Raw genomic sequence first — 20,923 nt, forward strand, 5'->3', positions numbered from 1 at the left:
TTGAAGATGTCCGCCCGCTATATGTGCATGCGTAAATGTACGCAAAACAATTCAACGTGTCATACCTGTTCACAGCCTAAGCGTTGTATCAGGTGAGAAGCGGGCAGCCTCTACTTCAACCACAAACTTTGTATTCATTAACCTTAATTATATTAGCATGTACAATTTAGATTGTCAAATATTTTTACAATCTCATAATTAGTATGTGTAATACACTTACAGTTTATACGTCATTATAGTACAAATAATTATAGATAATCAAGTACTTTATTCAATTAAAAACGTGCAACTTCCGCTTTAATATTCGCTAAGAAGTCTTCGAATGCAATTGTTTCTGAATCTTTTGAGCCGTAACGACGCACGTTTACACCGTTAGCTTCAACTTCTTTATCGCCAATAACAAGCATGTAAGGAATCTTTTTCATTTGAGCTTCACGGATTTTGTACCCTAGTTTTTCTTCACGGTCATCCATTTCAACACGTAATCCAACTGCTGTCAACTGCTCTTCGATTTGTTTCGCATAGTCGAAGTGCGCTTCGTTTGATACTGGGATTACTTCTACTTGTACTGGTGCTAACCAAGTTGGGAATGCCCCTTTATATTCCTCAATTAAGAAGGCAACGAAACGTTCCATTGTTGACACAACACCACGGTGAATAACGACTGGACGATGTGGTTTACCATCTTCACCTACATATGTTAAGTCAAAGCGTTCTGGTAATAAGAAGTCTAATTGTACAGTTGATAACGTTTCTTCTTTACCAATGGCCGTTTTTACTTGTACGTCAAGTTTAGGGCCATAGAACGCCGCTTCACCCTCTGCTTCAAAGTAATCTAAGCCAAGCTCATCCATTGCTTCTTTTAACATGCTTTGTGCTTTTTCCCACATTGCATCGTCATCAAAGTACTTCTCTGTATCTGCTGGATCACGGTAAGACAGACGGAAGGAGTAATCTTTTAAATCAAAGTCTTTGTACACTTCTAAAATTAACTGCACAACTTTTTGGAACTCTGCTTTAATTTGGTCTGGACGAACAAAGATATGTGCATCATTTAACGTCATCCCACGTACACGTTGTAACCCTGAAACAGCGCCCGACATTTCATAACGGTGCATTGTTCCAAGTTCAGCAATACGTAATGGTAAATTTCGATAAGAGTGCATGCTGTTTTTGTAAACCATCATATGGTGCGGACAGTTCATCGGACGCATAATTAATGTCTCATTATCCATTTCCATTGGTGGGAAAATGGAATCTTGGTAATGATCCCAGTGACCAGAAGTTTGGTAAAGCTCTTTAGAACCAAGTACTGGTGTATAGACATGTTTATAACCAAGCGATAATTCTTTGTCTACGATATAACGTTCAATCACACGACGGATTGTTGCACCATTTGGTAACCAAAGTGGTAAACCTTGACCTACTTTTTGAGAAGTAGTGAATAATTCTAATTCTTTCCCGATTTTACGGTGGTCACGTTCTTTTGCTTCTTCCAACATTTGAAGATGGTGTTTTAATTCTTCTTTTTTGAAGAAAGCTGTACCGTAAATACGTTGTAGCATTTTGTTATCAGAGTTCCCTCTCCAATAAGCACCTGCTAATGATAATAATTTGAACTCACGTAGTTTACCTGTTGATGGTACGTGAATACCGCGACATAGGTCGAAAAATTCCCCTTGGTAGTAAATAGACACTTGCTCATCAGCAGGAATCGCTTCAAGTAATTCTAATTTATATTCGTCGCCAATTTCTTCATAAATTGCTTGTGCTTCTGCACGGCTAACGTTTTTACGCTCTACTTCTAGATTTTCAGCAATAATTTTTTTCATTTCTTTTTCGATTGCTGGTAAATCTTCAGCAGTAATTGGTGTTGGTGCATCAATATCGTAGTAGAAGCCGCCTTCAATAACCGGACCAATACCAAGTTTTACTTCAGGGAATAGGCGTTTAATCGCTTGTGCTGTTAAATGGGCTGTTGAGTGACGAAGAATTTCTAATGCTGCCTCATCATCTTGTGTAATAATGGCAATTGTTGCATCTTCTTCAATTGGTGTTTTTAAGTCTACTAATTCTCCATTTACTTTCCCTGCATAAGCTTTTTTACGAAGTCCTGGGCTAATAGATAATGCCACATCATCAGTAGATGTACCTTTTGCAAATTCCTTTACAGCGCCATCTGGGAACGTTAATTTAATCATGTCTGACATTTTGTTGCACTCCTTGTTTGGTTAAATTTAGTGATGCATGATGAAGCAGCGAATCTTATGGTTAACGTAAGCTTGCACAAAAAACCCTGAAAAACAAAAAAGCCCCGTCCCTCACAAAAGGGACGAAGCGTATGCTCGTGGTTCCACCCTTCTTCCTTCCGATAAAATCATCAGACGAAGCTCAAGGCTAGCTAACGGGCTAGGGACCGGCGAAAGATATGCCCTTTCGCTGCTCAGTAGGTAGTAAATAATGTGTCCAAACTAGGAAGCTTACAGCCGATGACTTCCCTCTCTAAAAGCCGTTACACAAAATTCATGTCCTCATCATTGCATTGTGCTATATAGTATATGAGACAGTATACGCTCGATTGTCATAAAATGCAACTGTCAATGTTATAAACGTCGATTTTTGCCACGCATTTCTATAGGCTCCGTCAAAGCTCTCACACGTTCCATAATACGGCCAGCCTTTACGACCTCAATATCCCCTTTTTGAGACTGCGCTAAGTGATGCTCTAATTCATCATAGTTAAAATTAGAGGTAATGAATGTTGGCAATTGTTCTGCCATTCGATAATGGAAGATTGTCCCTAAAATTTCATCGCGTGTCCAAGCTGACATTGTTTCTGCCCCTAAATCATCAAGCATTAATACCGGCGCTTTTTTCACATAATCTATTTTTTCATTTAGCGTATTATCACCGATTGCATTTTTCATTTCACGTAAAAATTCGGGTACGAAAACGACCACTGAACGGATTTTTTTGGAAGCCAGTTCATTCGCAAGTGCACCAAGCACAAAGGATTTCCCTACACCAAACTTCCCATATAAATAAAAGCCTTTCGTTGGCAACTGCCCTGTTTCCTCTGTTTTCTTAACAAATTGTGCCGCCCGTTGCGCGATAAGCACACGTGATTCATCATCAATCATTAAATCTTGGATTGTCGCTTGTAACACATCTTTTGGCATATGCATACTAGCAATCATATTGGCAACATCCCGACGTTCATCCTCACGTACCTTTTGTTCACAGCGCACGTAATCAATTTCAACCGTATTGCGTACAACCCGTAATGTCGGAATAAAACCTTTTAAATAATTGGTGCAATGCGCTGTATGATCACAACCACAGCACACTGTCGATTGACTAATAAATTCATGTAGCTTTGGTAAATTGCGCTCAACAGCATCGTAGCTTAATTCATCTGCGTGTTCTGCTAAAAAGGCCTGCACACGAGGGTGTTCTAAAATCTCTCGCCTCATCGCCTCATATCGCTCTTGAAATGATGGTACATTAATAGCTCTTTTTAATGCTTTATTAATTGGTTCGATTACCGTTCACCTACTTTACTTATCGCTTTTTCCAAGCATTGCTAATATTTTTTGGCGCTCTTTTTCAAAATCCATTGTACTGGACGAAGCGCTCTCGTCTGGTTGCTCATTGCGTTTATAAAACCATTCAGGTACTTTTTCCTTACGCTGATTATTTGCTCGTCCTTTGACATACTGATTATTATTTTTAGCTGGTGCCTGTGGTTTATTTTTCCACGTTGTATATTTATCATGTTCTTGACGTGCAAGTTCCATTGCTTCCTTCGCCGTCTTAATGTTTTTTCGCACCCAGTGATCGGCAATGGTTTCCACATACTTTTTAGGTAGTTTCATATCCGTAGATAGCATGACATATTCAAGTAGTGCATTAACCACGCCTACCGGCATCCCATGTTGCACGATTAAGCTCTCAGCTAATTGTACAGATGTTTGCAATGGCTCTTTACCGTTATTAATATCTCGCAACACTTGGACAGGAGGTGTTGACTCTAAATAATGTTGCAACTCCTGATCTTTGGTTTTTTGAACAGCATCTTCCTCAACCGGTGGAGTATATACTTTGGCAAGCTTTGGTGGCTCTTTTGAAACAGTAAGCTTATAAAAATCGGCTGCCGCTTTTCGTAATCGTTCTTGTGAAATACCTAACTCATCATCAAGCGCTAAAATAACAACCTTTTGCATATCCAATGCCGTTAAATGATAGAGGAATGCTAATTTGGCAATTGTTTCCCGCACTTCAAGCGTCAGCAAATTTGCGGGTACTAACTGGTCAGATAAACCTGCCTGTAGCAACTCAAAATCAAATTGCTCAAAATAAAACGGGTAGACCTTTTGTGCATTTTCTTTGCTATCAATGCCACCCTGCAAATCGGTAGGAATATTGGTATTAACCGGTTTAAAAACATCCATAAAGGCGCGTGATACATCTTTATATTCTGTACCCCTTATAGGCTGAATAAAACGTTGGCGCAATTTCCGATACGCCTGCTCTCCGATTTTACTAAACAAAAACATTGATAATAAAGGATCTTTCATAAAACTATCTGCATCAAGCGGGCGCATAAGCTCATATAAAAAGCTTCGCTGTTCTTCCTCTTCTTTTTTCCAAGTACGTAACAAACCGATTGCTTCAAGTGCAATACGTGCTTCGAACACTTTACCGATTGGTAGTCCTAGCACATTCATTAAATAATAATGATTCATTTGCTGTTTTGGCATTTGCTCTGCTTCAGCCCATAGTGTTAAATAAAGACTGATTGGTTCAGCACCCGTTAGAGGTTGATAAAATAATGTTACTAATTGACGTTCCATCGTGGAAAGCGCATGAGGTAGACGAATGTCAAAAGTATCTGCGGGCTGCAATTCTTTATACAAATGAATCAACGTCATTCACCCTCTCTGTTTTTCCTAAGATTTTTGCTCTGTTTGACGTTGAATAATTTCTTTTATTTCCTCAATAAATACATTGATATCCTTAAACTGACGATAAACCGAGGCAAATCGAACATAGGCCACCTCATCAATTTTTGCCAAACGATCCATCACCATTTCTCCTACATCCTCTGATCGTACCTCAGCGTTCCCAATACGGCGAAGGTCTTTTTCAATAGATAGAACAAGTCCCTCTAAAACATCTAAAGCAACCGGACGTTTTTCACAAGCACGAATAAGACCACGCAGCACCTTCTCGCGGCTAAACTCTTCCCGTGAGCCTTCTTTTTTCACAACGACTAACGGTGTTTCTTCAATTTTTTCAAACGTTGTAAAACGAAAGCCACATGACTCACATTCACGACGTCTACGAATTTCTTTATTATCATCTACTGGCCTCGAATCCACTACGCGTGTTCCGTTAAATTGGCAAGAAGGACATCTCATATTTTTACTCTCCTGATTCCACAACAATTTGATATTTGTATTATAACAAATTTCCTACAAATAAGAAAAGTTCATTTGGTGCCAGGCACTCAAACAATTTGCATTACATCCTAACTTGCAAAAAAAAGCACATTGAAACCATAAGATTTCAATGTGCCAATAGCGTTCATTATGCGTTAACTGTTTCTAGCGCTTTTGCAACTTTTTGCACTAGGTCTACAACACGTGCAGAATAGCCCCACTCATTATCGTACCAAGCAAGTACTTTTACTTTACGGTTACCCATCACCATTGTTGAAAGTCCATCAACTGTAGATGAGTATGTTGTTGTATTGTAATCAGCAGATACAAGCGGCTCAATTGAGAAGTTTAAAATACCTTTCATCGGCCCTTCTGTTGCCGCTTTGACAAATGCAGCATTAACTGAATCAACTGTCACATCTGTATTTAAATCTACAACAAGGTCAACTAGTGATACGTTTGGTGTTGGAACGCGAAGTGCCATACCGTGAATTTTGCCTTCTAATTCTGGTAACACTAATTTTAATGCTTTTGCAGCACCTGTAGATGTTGGAATAATCGATTGTGCACAACCGCGCGCACGACGTAAATCTTTATGTGGGTTATCTAAGTTTTTTTGGTCATTTGTATATGCGTGAACTGTTGTCATTAAACCGCTTTCGATACCAAAAGTATCATTTAACACTTTTGCAACCGGTGCTAAGCAGTTTGTTGTACAAGAAGCATTTGAAATAACATCATGTTTTTCAACATCAAGCTTTTCATCATTTACACCTAAAACAATTGTAACATCTTCGTTTTTACCTGGAGCTGTTAAAATTACTTTCTTTGCGCCTGCTTCAAGGTGCATTGCTGCTTTCTCACGATCATTGAATTTACCAGTTGCTTCAATTACAATATCCACGCCCATTGTAGCCCATGGTAATTTTAATGGATCACGTTCGCTAATAATTTGGACACGTTTACCATTTACAATTAAAGCATCGTCTGCTGGTTCAACCGTACCTTCGAATGTTCCGTGATTTGTGTCATACTTAATCAAATGTGCTAACGTTTCCGCTGGGTAGCTTGCGTTAATTGCAACAATATTTAAACCTTCCTGTACGATCGCTTGGCGGAAAACCATACGTCCGATACGTCCGAAACCGTTAATAGCAACTGATACTGTCATTATAAAATCCTCCTGTGAGTGCATACTCATATTCATTATATACTTTATGCTAATTAGTATAACACAATTTTAAAAAAGATGAACATTATATATCCATAATGAAAAAGTTCTTATTTTCTGAAAAATAGCACCTTTTTTGAAATAAAAAAATTCAGTACTTCATGCTTATTATTACGCTTATAAACAAAAAAATGCACAGCAATAATTGCTGTGCCTAGAATGCCTTTGGCTACAAACTGGTTGATTTCTTCTCTGGGCGAGCACGCCAACTAGCCTAAGATGTGGTACAAAAAGGTGAAAAATAACAAAGGCATCAAGAATAATCTCTCGATGCCTTTTTGGAGCTTCTCTGTGTAGTAATTAACGTTGCGCTTTTTGACTAAAGTACGCCCCAATGCGTCAGAATTTTCTTTAACTGCTCTTCTGTTTGTTGTAAATTTTCATTGTTGTAAATCACCGCATGTGCACTTTTTTCTTTCACAGACATGGGTAACTGTGAATGCATACGAGCTAGCGCATCTTCCTTTGATAATTGATTGCGCTCCATTAATCGCCGAAGTTGCACCTCTTCACTAACTGAAACAACAAGTATTCGCTCTACAAAATGCTCCAATTTACTTTCAAACAGTAATGGAATATCCATCACGACATGCTTTTGTCCAGCCTCTATATATGCATCGCGTTGGCGTAACATTTCCTGACGAATAGCAGGATGCATAATATCATTTAAAATTTTGCGTTTCGCCGGCTCATGAAAAATAATATCACCAAGCTTTGGACGATTTAAGTTGCCATCTTCAAGTAAAATGTCTGCACCGAAATTTTGGACAATAAGTGCCAACGTCTCCGTTCCTGGTTCCACAACATCACGTGCTACAACATCTGCATCGACAATCGGTAATCCAAGCGCTGTCATCATTTTGGCGACTGTGCTTTTACCACTTGCAATACTTCCTGTTAGTCCGATAATCATAGTAAATTCCCCTTTAATGTTGACAATTTGGACAATATACAGATGTACGTCCACCAATTGTCATTTGACTCGTCCCTGTTCCACACACTGGGCATATCTTTTTACCGTACATTTGTAATCGATTTTGCATGCTTCCTGCCTCGCCATTAATATTACGATAATCCGAAATCGTTGAACCTCCCGCTTCAATACTTTGACGCAGGACGTCAACAATTGCCCCAAAAAGTGCACGTTTTCGTTTTTCACTTATGCGGTTCATTTTGCGGGCTGGGTGAATTTTTTGAGCAAATAATGCTTCTGTCGCATATATATTGCCACAGCCCGAAATCACTTGTCCGTCCATAATGACTTCTTTAACAGCCTTTTTCTCGTATTTCGGTAGCATGGATTTGGCTATAAAATAATCACATGCTATCTCATCAAACGGTTCAGGCGCCATTTTTGTCAGTGGCGCATGATCTTCAATTTTCGTTAAAAATCGCAACTCACCAAAACGGCGAATATCTGAATAAATTAAATAGCCACCATCTGCCATTTGAAAAGTCGCATGGATATGCTTTTTAAATTTTTCTTCATTGATTTCTTCAGGCGTGTTGACGATAAACCATGCACCTGTCATGCCTAAATGACTGACTAATACATAGGACACATCTTCTTTCACCAAATGAAAAAATATATATTTAGCACGGCGCTCAATCTTCGTAATCGTCATTTGAGATAATGCCATTTCAAATGCATCGGGCTCAGCTTGCTTAACGATACATTGCTTTCCTTCATCATAAGAAAAGCGGACAATTTCTGACAGTTGAACCTGCTTAATTGTGCGACCTTCAACTTCCGGCTTTAATGCCTGCACGACACCTTCTACCTCTGGTAATTCAGGCATTTTACCCCTCCTTACTTTGCTTCGTACCAAGTTGCCCCATAGTTGAAGTCCACTTTCAATGGAACAATCAACTCAATGGCATTTTCCATAACCTCTGGTACAATTTTTTCGAGCAAGGCAATTTCTTCTCTAGGCGCTTCAAAAATTAATTCATCGTGCACCTGTAAAAGAAGTTTTGCTTGCATGTTTTCCTTTTTCAAGCGAGCATCCATATCAATCATTGCTTTTTTAATAATATCTGCCGCGCTTCCTTGAATCGGCGTATTCATCGCTGTGCGCTCTGCAAAGCTTCGTAGATTGAAATTCGAACTCGTGATATCTGGTAAATAACGACGACGATTCAATAACGTTGTGACAAAACCATTAAATTTTGCATCTTGGACAATCTCATCCATATAGTTTTTTACACCAGGGAAGCTGGCAAAATATTTCTCAATAAAAACGGCTGCTTCCTTACGTGTGATATCTAAATTTTGTGATAATCCATAATCACTAATGCCATACACGATACCGAAGTTAACTGCCTTGGCAGCTCTACGCATGTTGCTATCAACTTCTTCTGCGGTTACATGGAAAACATCCATCGCGGTACGTGTATGAACATCCATGCCTTCACGGAAAGCTTCCACTAAGTTTTTATCCTCTGACATATGAGCAAGTACACGCAACTCAATTTGAGAGTAATCCGCAGAGAAAAGAATCCAATCTTCTTGTGATGGCACAAATGCCTGACGAATTTTTCGCCCTTCCTCTAAACGAATTGGAATGTTTTGTAGGTTAGGGTCCGTTGAGCTTAGTCGACCTGTTGACGTCAATGCCTGTTGGAAGCGTGTGTGTACTTTTCCGTCTTCTTTATGAATTTCTTTTAGCAAGCCTTCAATATACGTTGATTGTAACTTACCGAGCTGACGGTACAGTAAAATATGCTCGATAATGGCATGCTCTGGCTTTAATTTTTCCAACACATCTGCTGCTGTGGAATAACCTGTTTTCGTTTTTTTAATCACTGGTAAACCTAGCTTGTCAAAAAGGATAACGCCTAATTGCTTTGGTGAATTTATATTGAATGCTTCGCCCGCTTCCGCATAAATTTCCTGCTCAATCACTACTAATTTATTATTTAGCTCCTGCCCCATCGTTTCAAGTGTGGCACGATTTACTGTAATCCCTTCACTTTCCATTTCACTTAAAATCGACGCAAGTGGTAGTTCTAAGTTTTTATACAGTTCAAACTGTTCATTTTCCTTTAACAATGCCTCTAGTTTAGGTTGTAATGTCCACACAGCAAACGCTTTACGACTAACATGTTCAGCTAGTACATCACTTGCTGGTATAGCACGTTTTGCTCCTTTACCATAGACCGTCTCATTTGCTTGTACTTCTCGATAGCCTAAATCTTTTGCAAGTGTTGCCACATCATCACCGCTAAGTGCAGGGTTATTAATATAGGATGCAAGCAATAGGTCAAACTCCACCCCTGCTAAACGAATACCTACACGCTTTAAAGCCGCCTGTGCTGCCTTCGTATCTGTTATATATTTAATCTTCGTAGCGTCTTCTAACCATCGATTTAGCAAATCAGATGTAGAAGCCACTTCAAATGGCACATAAATCGTAGCTGTGCCATCCGTTAAAGCAATACCTAGTGGCTGACAAGTATGATAATGCTCATCTTCTAACTCTACATGTATCGCCATAACGTCCTTTAAGTGCTCTGGCTTCACTTCTTGTACAATGTCAAAAGCAAATGGTGCCTGTTGGTGTTCTTCCACAGTAAAATTACTTTTATCTAGTAGCGATTTGAAGCCGAGCTCCTGCCACACACTAATTAGTTCTTCTTCGTTAGGTCCACCATAAGCAAGGTCATTTAACGTTAAATCAATCGGTGCTTCAGTAAAAATTGTAGCAAGCTTTTTACTCATTAATGCCTGCTCTTCATTGGCAACAAGCTTTTCTTTCATCTTGGAAGCCTTTAACGTATCCATTGCTTCATACAGTGCCTCAACTGAGCCATGCTCTTTTAACAATTTAACAGCCGTTTTTTCGCCAACACCAGGTACTCCAGGAATATTATCAGAGGCATCCCCCATTAAACCTTTCATATCTATAATTTGAAGAGGTGTTAAGCCATACTTTTCTTCGATAAATGCAGGTGTGTTTTTTTCGATTTCCGTAATGCCCTTTTTCGTAATATACACTGTTACCTTATCCGTTGCGAGCTGGGTAAGGTCACGGTCTCCTGACACGATAATTACTTCCATATCTTGTCCTGCTGCTTCTTTTGCCAATGTGCCAATAATATCGTCCGCTTCGTACATGTCTAGTTCATAGCGTTTAATTCCATAAGCATCAATCAGTTTGCGAATATAAGGAAACTGCTCTGAAAGTTCTGGTGGCGTTTTTTGACGGCCACCTTTATATTCCGTAAATGTATCGTGACGAAATGTCGTTTTACCTGCATCGAAAGCAACGAGCATCTTCGTCGGTTGTTCTTCCTCCAAAATTCGTTGCAACATCGTTGTAAAGCCGTACACTGCATTGGTATGAATACCGCTATCATTTGTCAGCAGTGGCAATGCAAAAAAAGCGCGGTAAGCTAAACTATTACCGTCTAGTAATAGTAATTTATTCTTAGTCATCTTATTTCCTCCTGAAGTCGTCGTTCTTTTCATTGTAAAACGAAAACGTATGTTTGAAAATGCCTCTTTCCTCTACTTTATCGGGAAAACAGACTTTTTACCAATCATAGGGACGCAGATCAGTTGAAAAATTAAAATCACGCAACATTCCATGGTATTTTCCGTTAAATCCATAAAAAAAGTCAATTGCACATGCAATCGACTCTACTCTTATTGACTAACATTTTTAGCTCTTTCTTTACGAAAGAAAATTTCCTCATAAATAACGGTCATCATGAAAGCATTCATAAAAGCAATAACAAAAAATAGCGGCATACCGCCTAGTTTTAACTGTGTTAGTCCTGCACTAAACACCATGACTACGCCGATTTGCGCGAGGAAGAAAATAAAACCAATGCCCACCTGCCAAATTGGGCGTTTCTCTTGCCGTTTCTCGTACCAAAATATTTTTTTAGAAGCTTTGCGTACATCCTCTGCAATGACTAATCCTAATAAAAATAAAATAACAAAAAATACCGGTATATGATAAACACTGTTCGTCATCCAAGCAAAATCAGATATACGAAAGAAAAGTGTAAAAAACGATGCGATGCTACAAGCAATCCCTAAGTTTTGGAGCCACGTGCTAATGGTTAGTTTCACAGCTATTACCCCCATCTATCATTTCTAAACAACATCATTTTATCAGAAAATAGCAGTCTATAACACAACCAATTATTTGTTAGAATTAATTTCATAGTTTGGATACTAGCATTACTACAAGGTCAAAAGAGAAAAAGTGTTAGATTGATTGTCGTCAATCTAACACTTTTTTGCTGCGCCGTTATTGTCCACTTCAGCGGTACTTTCCGCTCAGCACAGTAAGCCGCAACCCTCGCTAACGCGCGGAATGCCCGCGTCTTACACTGTGTGCGTTCTGAGCAGAAGTCACCGCTTAGCTCCTAACAACTAGTACTATCTATTATATTTAGTATATTCTTTATTAACCCCTGCAAGGATTCCAGTATTACTTTATATAGCCTGATAACACTTTTGCATACGGTGAAGTAGACGGCAAGATAATCACCGTATCCTCACCAACTGTTTTCTTGTACGATTCTAACGTACGGTAGAGCGAATAAAATTCCGGGTCTTTAGAGAAGGAGCTATTGTAAATTTTCGCTGCCTCCGCTTCTCCTTCCGCTTGTATCAATGCTGCTTCTTTATTGGCTGTTGCTAGCATTTCTTGCACTTCTCTATCTGTTTGTGCTTCGATACGGCGTTTATCCGCATCACCTTCTGATAAATATAGTTGTGCAGTTGATTGTCGTTCTGAAACCATACGCGTAAATACAGACTGCTCATTTTCTGCTGGCAAATCCGTTCGACGGATACGTACATCTACTACTTCAATTCCGTATTTATCGTTTAGCAATAATTCATTCACACGTGCTGTTACACGATCATTTAAACTACCTCGAGAGGAATTTTCATCATTAATGATTTCATCGTATTTAAGTTGACCAAGCTCTGTTCGAATGACAGAATAAATAAACTCCTCCATTCTAGATTCTGCCTTCGTCAGCGTACCCGCATTGGAGATTAGTGCTTTCGGGTCTGTAATGCGCCATACTGCATAATTATCAATAATGATACGTTTTTTGTCCTTTGTATTAATCTCTTCCTCTGAAATATTATAGGTCATTTGATTTTTGGGTAGCGTTGTTACACTTTGAATAAATGGTACTTTCATTTTAAGCCCTGGATCACGTTCAAATTTTACTACTTCCCCAAATTGTCGAACAACAGCATATTCAGATTCTTTTACGATATATACATTAGCAAAAAGAATAATGGCAATAGCAAAAACAACAGTTAATGTGACAACAAGAGAAATGTATTTTTTAGGATTCAACGGACCCTTTTTTGACATCTTAATAACATTGTCTCCATCACTTGGAGCAGTATTTTTTGATTTCCCTGATAAAAAATTTAGAAATTTTTCAAGATCTTTATTTTTCTGGTCCATTAATTACCGCTCCCTTCTTTTTTATCTGTTGGTGCCTGCTGTTCTTTTGGCTCCTGTTGTGCTGTTGGTTGTAATGCTTGTAATGGCAAATACTTCATCGTACTACCATCATCATTCATAATATAAATTTGTGCCTTCGGAAGAACATTTTCGAGCGTTTCTAAAATTAAACGTTCTCGCGTAATTTGTTGGTTACCTTTATATTGTTCATACATTTTATTAAAGACTGCGACATCCCCATGAGCTTGCTCAATACGAGCTGTTTTCGCACCATTTGCTTTTGAAATGATGGCATCTTTTTCACCCTTCGCTTCACTAATGCGTTGGTTTTTATATTTTTGCGCTTCATTCGTTTTTGTATTTTTCATCTCGCGTGCATCTGTTACTGCAGTAAATGCCGCACGTACTTCCGCATTCGGTAATTCTACATCCTGTAATTTGACACCTAATACGCCAATCCCAATATCATATTTATCTATAAGTGAAACAAGCAATTCTCTTGTTTCGGCTTCAATATCTGCTTTTCCATCTGTTAACGCAGCATCAATTGTTGAACTACCAATGATTGAGCGAATGGCGCTTGATGTAGCGCTATGTAATATTTCTTCTGGATTTTGTGCATTAAATAAGTATTTGCTAGGATCTGTAATTTTCCATTGCACTACAAGATCTGTTAAAACAATATATTCATCACCTGTAATCATTTTCGTTTCAGCATCATAAGCTTCCAATTCACCTTCTTTATTTTGCTTATAGCCAAACTGTAAACTAAATGTTTCTCTTGACAAAATCTCGACGGATTGTACAGGCCAAGGCAATTTAAAATGTAAACCTGGATTTGTTACCGTTTCATCAGCACGGCCAAACGTGATGACAACTGCTTGCTCCGATTCATCGACTGTGTACCATGAAGTAAATACAGCGATTAGTGCTACAATGCCGAAAATCCCAAGCCCTACCATCATTAGTGTCCTTTTCACACTCATGTCTGTTCCTCCCTTATGCTTAGTACTATTGTATACGGGATATTTCATAAAAAGATTCAAAATAATTTCATAAAGTAAAATTAGATAAATTGTTTGAGTGACTGGCACACATACAATTACAAAAAAAATATCCCGTCACCGTGAAGGTAACAGGATATTCATAACGAAATGTTCTAACACTGGGAAAAATGTAGCTGACAACACGATGCTTATTAGGGCAGCTACAATCATCGCTAAACTAGCAAAAGTACCTTCTAGTTCCCCTAATTCAAATGCTTTTGACGTACCCGTTCCATGCGCACCCATGCCAAGCATTAACCCTCTTGCAGATGGCTTTTGGAAACGACATATCCGCATCACGATTGGTGCAAGTAGGCTAGCTAAAATACCCGTTGTCATAACAAAAACCGCAGTAAGCGTAGGTGAACCACCTATCATATTGGAAATATCCATCGCAATAGGCGTTGTGACAGACCGTGGCACTAAGCTATGAACTAGCTCATCATTTAGCCCAACTACTAACGCTATAATAAAGGAAGAAGCGATTGCAACGGCTGATCCGATTGCAATGCTAAGGACAATTTCAAATGCATGTTTTTTTAATAGATCAAAATTTTTATAAATCGGTACAGCAAATGCAACGGTTGCAGGCCCTAATAAATTCGATAAAATATCAGCCCCTGCATTATAAGATTCATAGGATGTACCAGTTACTAGCAACAATAAAATAATAACTAACGGGCTAATCAAAATTGGCGTAAGCCATTCTTTACGAAACTTTTGATAGAGCGCTTTGCAAGCATAAAAAATCGCAATGGTCCCTAATAAACTGATGACAGCAATCACTATGTTCATGCAGCATCACCCTTCTTTCTCTCTAACCACTGCGCAGTATAACCTGTCACTAACATTACTACAAATGCACTGACTGAAATAACAAGTATTACTTTCACGCCTTGTATACCGAATAATGCATCATAATCAATGATACCTATCGCGGAAGGTATGAAAAATAATAACAATTCACTAAGTAATAACCCTGCGCCTAACTCAATCCATTCTAATTTAATAAGATGAAACTGTAACATTAAAAATAATAAAATAAGTCCAATTATACTACCGGGAATCGGCAAGTGAAGTAAACGAGCAATGCTATTCCCAATAAATAATATTATATAAAGATAGCCAATTTGCACGAAACTTTTGACGATTTTCATGGTCAACCTTCTCTCAATTTTTTATGCTACTATACTTTACACCTAAATCTACTACGTGTAAAACAGAAAAAATCTATCCCCAAAATAAATTTGGAAATAGATTCTTCTGTGGCGAAAGCTAAAGTAGCAACCATAAAAATCTTCATACAAGTTATCAAGATTTTTTCTTCATTATTTTCGTCTTCACAAAATAGGGGGTTTCTATAAAACAGTATAGCCCTCTATTTTGAATCCTACATATAATTATTGTAAAGAATTTGTTAATTTTTTAGGAATCATTACAATCATTTTTGTGCCAACCCCTACTTTACTTTCTACCTGAATTCGCCCATGATGTGCCTCCACTAAATGCTTAACAATGGCTAGCCCTAAACCGGTTCCACCCGAATTTCTACTACGTGCACGATCGACACGATAAAAACGTTCAAAGACACGTGCAATTTCATGCTTTTCAATCCCTATACCTTCATCTTCAATTTCAATAATTCCATACATATCATTTTCCTTCAAGCGAATCGTGACGGTTGTATCTTCAGGTGAATAGGTGATGGCGTTTGTGATTAAATTCGTTACAATTTGAATAACGCGATTTGCATCCCCCATTACTTCCACATCACGAGCAATATCCACATGAAAGCTCATATTTTTTTCATCGAGTCGTGGCCCTGTTAATTCTGCTCCACGTATCAGTACATCCTGCAAGCCCATAGGCATAATATTTACCGTGAAACCATGTTGCTCGATTTTAGATAACTCTAATAAATCTTGGATGAGCATTTGAAGACGATTGCTCTCTTTATGCATAATTTCTAAAAAAGACAGCAGCATCTTTTCATCCTTGTATGCACCATCAAGCAGTGTTTCAGAAAAGCCTTTAATGGATGTAATCGGCGTACGCAGTTCGTGTGATACATTGGCTACAAAGTCTTTCCGTATTTGCTCTAAGCGTACAAGCTCTGTTATATCATGCATAACAATGACAACGCCTAGCCAACGTCCGTGGTCGCCAATAACAGGAGCACCGTACACTTCTTTATTATATAACTCCTGCTGTACTTCCATTTTTATTTGTTGGCGATAGGGCATTTCTGTTAAAAATACATGGTCTATAAATTGCTCAAGCGTTTTCGGTAAGCCAATTGTACGAAAAACTTTTCCTTGTACATCCTCAAGTTGCATACCAAAGCGCTCTAAAAACACGCGATTGACGATTGAAATATTCCCCTCACGTCCAATCATCATAAGTGAGCTGCCCATGTTTTCAATTAACGTTTTTAGCCTTTCTTCTTCTACTTCACGAATCGTCGTAATATCCTGTAAATTACGCGCTAAAATATTGATGGAATGACTAAGAGGCATCATGCGTTCCTGCTCATTCTCGTGTGCACGAGCACGGTAATTTCCTTTTGCTAATTCAAGTGCCGTTTCGGTTACATTATCAATCGGTGCGGTGAAATTCACAATCATGTAACGACTTACAACGGCTATTAATAGCAGCGTAATCGTAAATAATATTGCTAAAACACCATACAGACGGGCACGCACGTATGACAAGAGCGAGTCCTTTATTTCGATTGTTTGAGATGCAACTAATGCTTTTTTATCTTCCTCAGATAAAGTAATTTGACGTTCCTCTAGTACTTTTTCGATTGCTTCTTGACTTGATGAGCTCGCCTGCTCTTTGTATTGTTCTACATAAACAGGAAAAAGCTGACCTATAACAATCATTAGGACAGCTAGAATCGTTCCGAGTGAGAGCATGAATGTCAAGAATAAGCGGTTACTCATTGATTTCATGAAGTTTTCGGCTCCTCAAATTTATAGCCAAGACCACGAATTGTTTTAATAAACATCGGTTTACGACTATTTTCTTCAATTTTATCGCGGAGGTGACTAATGTGCACATCTACAATACGAGTATCGCCTGCAAAATCATACTTCCAGACAGCACTTAAAAGCTGATCACGCGTTAAGACACGGTTTTTGTTTTCGAGTAAATAAATAAGCAACTCAAATTCTTTCGGTGTAAATTCTAGTGCTTCCTCTTGTAAAAATACTTCAAAACGCTCAGGAAATACGCGTAATTGTCCAAATTCGTACATTTTTTCTTGAGATGCATCCTTATCCTCAATCACAACATTTTGTGTAAAGCGTCTTAAAACCGCTTTAACACGTGCTAATACTTCACGTGGACTAAAAGGCTTTGTCATATAATCGTCAGCCCCTAATTCCAAACCAAGTACTTTATCGAATTCATCATCTTTTGCTGTTAACATAATAATCGGTGTATTCATTCGTTGTTGACGAATTTGCTTACAAACTTCCATACCATCTAACTTTGGAAGCATTAAGTCCAAAAGGATTAAATCGGGCTGAATTTCCATGGCTCTATTTAGCCCTTCTAAACCATCGGCTGCCGTCTCAACTAAATAGCCAGCCTGTTCTAAATTATATTTTAATAAGGTCGCAATAGAAAACTCATCTTCTACAACTAAAATTGTCTTTGTCATGTATATTGCCTCCGTTAGTGATTTGAAACCCCCATTTCAAATCTTAAGACGCTCGCTATAATGCCAGTGGTGGTGTCACCAGCAATGTACCTTCAATTACAAGCTGCTTTTGTTCATTATAGGAGAGCACAGATACAGTAATAGTATTCTGTACTTTGTTAACTGCTGTTACCTCTAAAAACGTATCAAATAATTCATAATGATAGAGTGGTCCTAAATACGTTAAATGTTGTTCGATAATACGCGCTCCTGGTCCAGGTATATACTTTGAGACAGCTGACGTAATTATGCCATTTAACATAATAGTTGGTACAATTGGCTTTTTAAAAGGCGTCATCGCTGCATATTCATGTTGAATATATAATGGATTACTATCATTTGTAAGTCCTAAATAAAGCAATAAATCCTTATCTTCTATTTTTTCAGTAATATGAATTTTCTCGCCAACTGTAATTTCATCAATAGTGAGACCAAGCTTACTGTTCTTTTGAAGCAAAGATACGCCAACCCCTTTTCTATCATACTACCTTCATAGTATCAATTTTATTCTAAAAGTACAACGAAAAGCAGAATAACCATTTTATAACTAGGCATAGTATAAAGTACAAAAGTGGCTTTTTTTAATATTTTTCTGCATAAAAAAATCGAGTAAGAATGAATCTTACTCGATTTCATAAACTTTGATTAAGCTAAAACTTTCATAACTGCTTTGACAGCGTCAGCAGAATTATCTAATGCAGCTTTTTCTTCATCCGTTAATGCCAGTTCAAAGATTTTTTCAATACCGTTTGCACCAAGTAATGTTGGTACTCCTAAATAAATATCATTGTAACCATATTCACCTTCTAGGTAGGCGATAGATGGAAGTATACGCTTTTGATCTTTAATGATTGCTTCAGCCATTTCAACAAGTGCAGCTGCTGGAGCATAGTATGCGGAACCGTTACCAAGTAAGTTGACGATTTCTGCACCACCATTGCGCGTGCGATCTACAATTGCTGCTAAACGTTCTGGAGCGATTAAAGTTTCTAAAGGAATACCACCAGCAAAAGAATAACGAGTAAGTGGTACCATTGTATCACCATGACCACCTAATACAAAACCAGTAATGTCTTTTACAGAGATGTTTAGCTCTTCAGCTACAAAAGCACAGAATCGAGCGGTATCAAGTACACCTGATTGTCCGATTACACGGTTTTTTGGAAAGCCCGTTTCTTTAAATACTGTGTAAGTCATCGCATCAACAGGATTTGTCAATACGAGAATGGTTGCGTTTGGTGAATGAGCAGCGATTTCTTTTGAAACAGTTTTCATAACGCCTTGGTTGATTTGAACTAAGTCGTCACGGCTCATGCCAGGTTTACGTGCGACACCTGCAGTAATGATGACTACATCAGAATCAGCAGTATCTGCATAGTTAGAAGTACCTTTTACAAAAGAATCAAAACCTTGTATTGGCGCAGCTTCCCACATATCTAAAGCTTTACCCTTTGTTGGATTTTCAGCTTGTGGGATATCGACTAATACAACATCGCCAAGTTCTTTTTGTGCTGCTAAAAAAGCTGCAGTTGCGCCGGTGAATCCGCCACCGATTACTGAGATTTTTTTACGTTTCAAAGTCATTTGAATACGCTCCTTTTATTTTAGGATATATGCTAAAAAAGGGAGGAGAATAAATTCTCTCTCCCTCGATTAAACCAGGTACTAATATTACTGTAGCAAACCAATTTTACATGAAACAAACGTCTGTTGACACATTCCGGATTGTTACAGTGATCATTTTTACGCTATTTCGTAAAAATTATAGGTTTTTAATTAGTTCGTTAGCGAATTCTGAACATTTCACTTCTGTAGCGCCGTCCATTAAACGAGCGAAGTCATAAGTTACAACTTTTGAAGAGATTGTATTCTCTACAGATTTAGTGATTAGATCAGCCGCTTCTTGCCATCCTAAGTGTTCAAGCATTAATACACCTGAAAGTAATACTGAAGATGGGTTAACTTTATCTAAGCCAGCATATTTTGGAGCTGTACCGTGAGTAGCTTCGAAGATCGCGTGACCAGTTACGTAGTTAATGTTCGCGCCTGGAGCGATACCGATACCACCAACTTGAGCAGCTAATGCATCAGAAATATAGTCACCATTTAAGTTCATTGTAGCTACTACATCAAACTCAGTTGGACGAGTTAAAATTTGTTGTAAGAAGATATCAGCGATTGAATCTTTTACTAAGATTTTACCAGCTGCTAAAGCTTCAGCTTGTGCTTTGTTTGCTGCTTCTTCACCTTGGTCAGCTTTGATTGCATCATATTGGTTCCAAGTGAATGTTTGATCAGCAAATTCAGTTTCAGCTAATTCATAACCCCATTTTTTGAATCCACCTTCAGTGAATTTCATGATGTTTCCTTTGTGAACTAAAGTCACAGAAGGACGGTTATGTTTAATTGCATATTCGATAGCAGAACGTACTAAACGCTCAGTACCTTCTTTAGATACAGGTTTTACACCGATACCTGAAGTTTCTGGGAAACGGATTTGGTTAACACCAAATTCAGTTTGTAGGAAGTTGATGATTTTTTGAGCTTGTTCAGAGCCTGATTCGAATTCGATACCTGCGTAGATGTCTTCTGTGTTTTCGCGGAAGATAACCATATCAACGTCTTCTGGACGTTTAACTGGAGAAGGTACTCCGTCAAAGTGACGTACTGGACGTAAGCAAACATATAAATCAAGTTGTTGACGTAATGCTACGTTTAGAGAGCGGATACCACCACCGATTGGTGTAGTAAGAGGACCTTTGATTGCAATTAGGTATTCGTTAATTTTGTCTAAAGTATCTTGTGGTAACCATTCACCTGTTTGGTTGAATGCTTTTTCACCAGCTAAAACTTCTAACCATTCGATTTTCTTTTCGCCGTTATAAGCTTTTTCTACAGCTGCGTCAATTACGCGAGATGCTGCTGCCCAAATATCTGGACCGATTCCATCACCTTCGATGAATGGGATTACTGGGTTGTTTGGTACATTAAGTACGCCGTTTTCAACTACAATTTTGTTTGACATTGATGTTGCCTCCTAAATTCATAATCAT

Annotated in this window: 18 protein-coding genes; all 18 read right to left on the reverse strand. The window is 38.3% G+C overall.

Annotated features, from left to right (window positions below; translation table 11 throughout):
* Positions 1-275: 275 nt before the first annotated feature.
* The 18 genes from thrS to icd all read right to left on the reverse strand — a co-directional run bounded on the left by thrS (position 276) and on the right by icd (position 20,895).
* Positions 276-2,210 (reverse strand): threonine--tRNA ligase, encoded by a 1,935-nt coding sequence (gene thrS, locus I5435_RS16695; RefSeq protein ID WP_337982635.1) that lies wholly within the window; start codon positions 2,208-2,210, stop codon positions 276-278.
* Between the two features lie 393 nt (positions 2,211-2,603).
* Positions 2,604-3,533: a primosomal protein DnaI gene (dnaI, locus tag I5435_RS16700; protein WP_337983876.1), complete on the reverse strand. Its 930-nt coding sequence runs from the start codon at positions 3,531-3,533 to the stop codon at positions 2,604-2,606.
* Positions 3,534-3,557: 24 nt separating this feature from the next.
* Positions 3,558-4,931, reverse strand: a complete 1,374-nt coding sequence (locus I5435_RS16705) for a replication initiation and membrane attachment family protein (RefSeq protein WP_337982636.1) — start codon at positions 4,929-4,931, stop codon at positions 3,558-3,560.
* Between the two features lie 18 nt (positions 4,932-4,949).
* Complete coding sequence (nrdR, locus tag I5435_RS16710) at positions 4,950-5,420, reverse strand: transcriptional regulator NrdR (protein ID WP_024363821.1); 471 nt, start codon at positions 5,418-5,420, stop codon at positions 4,950-4,952.
* Positions 5,421-5,589: 169 nt separating this feature from the next.
* The gene (locus tag I5435_RS16715; protein ID WP_025220297.1) at positions 5,590-6,612 is read right to left on the reverse strand and encodes a glyceraldehyde-3-phosphate dehydrogenase; all 1,023 of its coding nucleotides are present in this window, start codon (positions 6,610-6,612) and stop codon (positions 5,590-5,592) included.
* 379 nt (positions 6,613-6,991) lie between these two features.
* The gene (gene coaE / locus I5435_RS16720) at positions 6,992-7,585 is read right to left on the reverse strand and encodes a dephospho-CoA kinase (RefSeq protein ID WP_024363819.1); all 594 of its coding nucleotides are present in this window, start codon (positions 7,583-7,585) and stop codon (positions 6,992-6,994) included.
* A gap of 13 nt (positions 7,586-7,598) precedes the next feature.
* Positions 7,599-8,471, reverse strand: coding sequence for a bifunctional DNA-formamidopyrimidine glycosylase/DNA-(apurinic or apyrimidinic site) lyase (gene mutM / locus I5435_RS16725; RefSeq protein WP_024363818.1), 873 nt, complete (start codon positions 8,469-8,471; stop codon positions 7,599-7,601).
* Between the two features lie 11 nt (positions 8,472-8,482).
* Positions 8,483-11,110, reverse strand: coding sequence for a DNA polymerase I (gene polA, locus I5435_RS16730; RefSeq protein ID WP_337982637.1), 2,628 nt, complete (start codon positions 11,108-11,110; stop codon positions 8,483-8,485).
* Positions 11,111-11,320: 210 nt separating this feature from the next.
* Positions 11,321-11,752 (reverse strand): hypothetical protein, encoded by a 432-nt coding sequence (locus I5435_RS16735; RefSeq protein WP_025220300.1) that lies wholly within the window; start codon positions 11,750-11,752, stop codon positions 11,321-11,323.
* 364 nt (positions 11,753-12,116) lie between these two features.
* Positions 12,117-13,118: a protease modulator HflC gene (gene hflC / locus I5435_RS16740; protein ID WP_024363815.1), complete on the reverse strand. Its 1,002-nt coding sequence runs from the start codon at positions 13,116-13,118 to the stop codon at positions 12,117-12,119.
* Entirely contained in the window at positions 13,118-14,104 is a 987-nt protein-coding gene (gene hflK, locus I5435_RS16745) for an FtsH protease activity modulator HflK (protein ID WP_337982638.1), read from the reverse strand. Before hflK ends, hflC begins: the two co-directional genes overlap by 1 nt.
* Before the next feature lie 135 nt (positions 14,105-14,239).
* Positions 14,240-14,959: an LrgB family protein gene (locus tag I5435_RS16750; RefSeq protein WP_024363813.1), complete on the reverse strand. Its 720-nt coding sequence runs from the start codon at positions 14,957-14,959 to the stop codon at positions 14,240-14,242.
* Positions 14,956-15,321, reverse strand: a complete 366-nt coding sequence (locus I5435_RS16755) for a CidA/LrgA family holin-like protein (protein WP_024363812.1) — start codon at positions 15,319-15,321, stop codon at positions 14,956-14,958. The genes I5435_RS16750 and I5435_RS16755 overlap by 4 nt, the downstream gene beginning before the upstream one ends.
* Positions 15,322-15,564: 243 nt before the next feature.
* Positions 15,565-17,118, reverse strand: a complete 1,554-nt coding sequence (pnpS, locus tag I5435_RS16760) for a two-component system histidine kinase PnpS (protein WP_025220303.1) — start codon at positions 17,116-17,118, stop codon at positions 15,565-15,567.
* Complete coding sequence (locus tag I5435_RS16765; RefSeq protein ID WP_024363810.1) at positions 17,115-17,831, reverse strand: response regulator transcription factor; 717 nt, start codon at positions 17,829-17,831, stop codon at positions 17,115-17,117. Before I5435_RS16765 ends, pnpS begins: the two co-directional genes overlap by 4 nt.
* A gap of 55 nt (positions 17,832-17,886) precedes the next feature.
* Positions 17,887-18,327 carry a MaoC/PaaZ C-terminal domain-containing protein gene (locus I5435_RS16770; RefSeq protein ID WP_024363809.1) on the reverse strand — a complete coding sequence of 147 codons (441 nt, stop codon included), beginning with the start codon at positions 18,325-18,327 and terminating at the stop codon, positions 17,887-17,889.
* A 188-nt stretch (positions 18,328-18,515) separates the two neighbouring features.
* Positions 18,516-19,454: a malate dehydrogenase gene (gene mdh, locus I5435_RS16775; protein WP_024363808.1), complete on the reverse strand. Its 939-nt coding sequence runs from the start codon at positions 19,452-19,454 to the stop codon at positions 18,516-18,518.
* 178 nt (positions 19,455-19,632) lie between these two features.
* Entirely contained in the window at positions 19,633-20,895 is a 1,263-nt protein-coding gene (icd, locus tag I5435_RS16780) for an NADP-dependent isocitrate dehydrogenase (RefSeq protein ID WP_024363807.1), read from the reverse strand.
* Positions 20,896-20,923 lie beyond the last annotated feature (28 nt).

The sequence above is a fragment of the Lysinibacillus sp. C5.1 genome, assembly GCF_016350185.1.
Lineage (GTDB): Bacteria > Bacillota > Bacilli > Bacillales_A > Planococcaceae > Lysinibacillus > Lysinibacillus sphaericus.

Coding starts and splice junctions, on each gene's coding strand:
- coaE (WP_024363819.1), bottom strand. CDS start 7,585: ATGATTATCGGACTAACAGGAAGTATTGCAAGTGGTAAAAGCACAGTC.
- icd (WP_024363807.1), bottom strand. CDS start 20,895: ATGTCAAACAAAATTGTAGTTGAAAACGGCGTACTTAATGTACCAAAC.
- nrdR (WP_024363821.1), bottom strand. CDS start 5,420: ATGAGATGTCCTTCTTGCCAATTTAACGGAACACGCGTAGTGGATTCG.
- I5435_RS16705 (WP_337982636.1), bottom strand. CDS start 4,931: ATGACGTTGATTCATTTGTATAAAGAATTGCAGCCCGCAGATACTTTT.
- pnpS (WP_025220303.1), bottom strand. CDS start 17,118: ATGAAATCAATGAGTAACCGCTTATTCTTGACATTCATGCTCTCACTC.
- thrS (WP_337982635.1), bottom strand. CDS start 2,210: ATGTCAGACATGATTAAATTAACGTTCCCAGATGGCGCTGTAAAGGAA.
- hflC (WP_024363815.1), bottom strand. CDS start 13,118: ATGGACCAGAAAAATAAAGATCTTGAAAAATTTCTAAATTTTTTATCA.
- I5435_RS16715 (WP_025220297.1), bottom strand. CDS start 6,612: ATGACAGTATCAGTTGCTATTAACGGTTTCGGACGTATCGGACGTATG.
- hflK (WP_337982638.1), bottom strand. CDS start 14,104: ATGAGTGTGAAAAGGACACTAATGATGGTAGGGCTTGGGATTTTCGGC.
- I5435_RS16750 (WP_024363813.1), bottom strand. CDS start 14,959: ATGAACATAGTGATTGCTGTCATCAGTTTATTAGGGACCATTGCGATT.
- I5435_RS16755 (WP_024363812.1), bottom strand. CDS start 15,321: ATGAAAATCGTCAAAAGTTTCGTGCAAATTGGCTATCTTTATATAATA.
- I5435_RS16765 (WP_024363810.1), bottom strand. CDS start 17,831: ATGACAAAGACAATTTTAGTTGTAGAAGATGAGTTTTCTATTGCGACC.
- polA (WP_337982637.1), bottom strand. CDS start 11,110: ATGACTAAGAATAAATTACTATTACTAGACGGTAATAGTTTAGCTTAC.
- mutM (WP_024363818.1), bottom strand. CDS start 8,471: ATGCCTGAATTACCAGAGGTAGAAGGTGTCGTGCAGGCATTAAAGCCG.
- mdh (WP_024363808.1), bottom strand. CDS start 19,454: ATGACTTTGAAACGTAAAAAAATCTCAGTAATCGGTGGCGGATTCACC.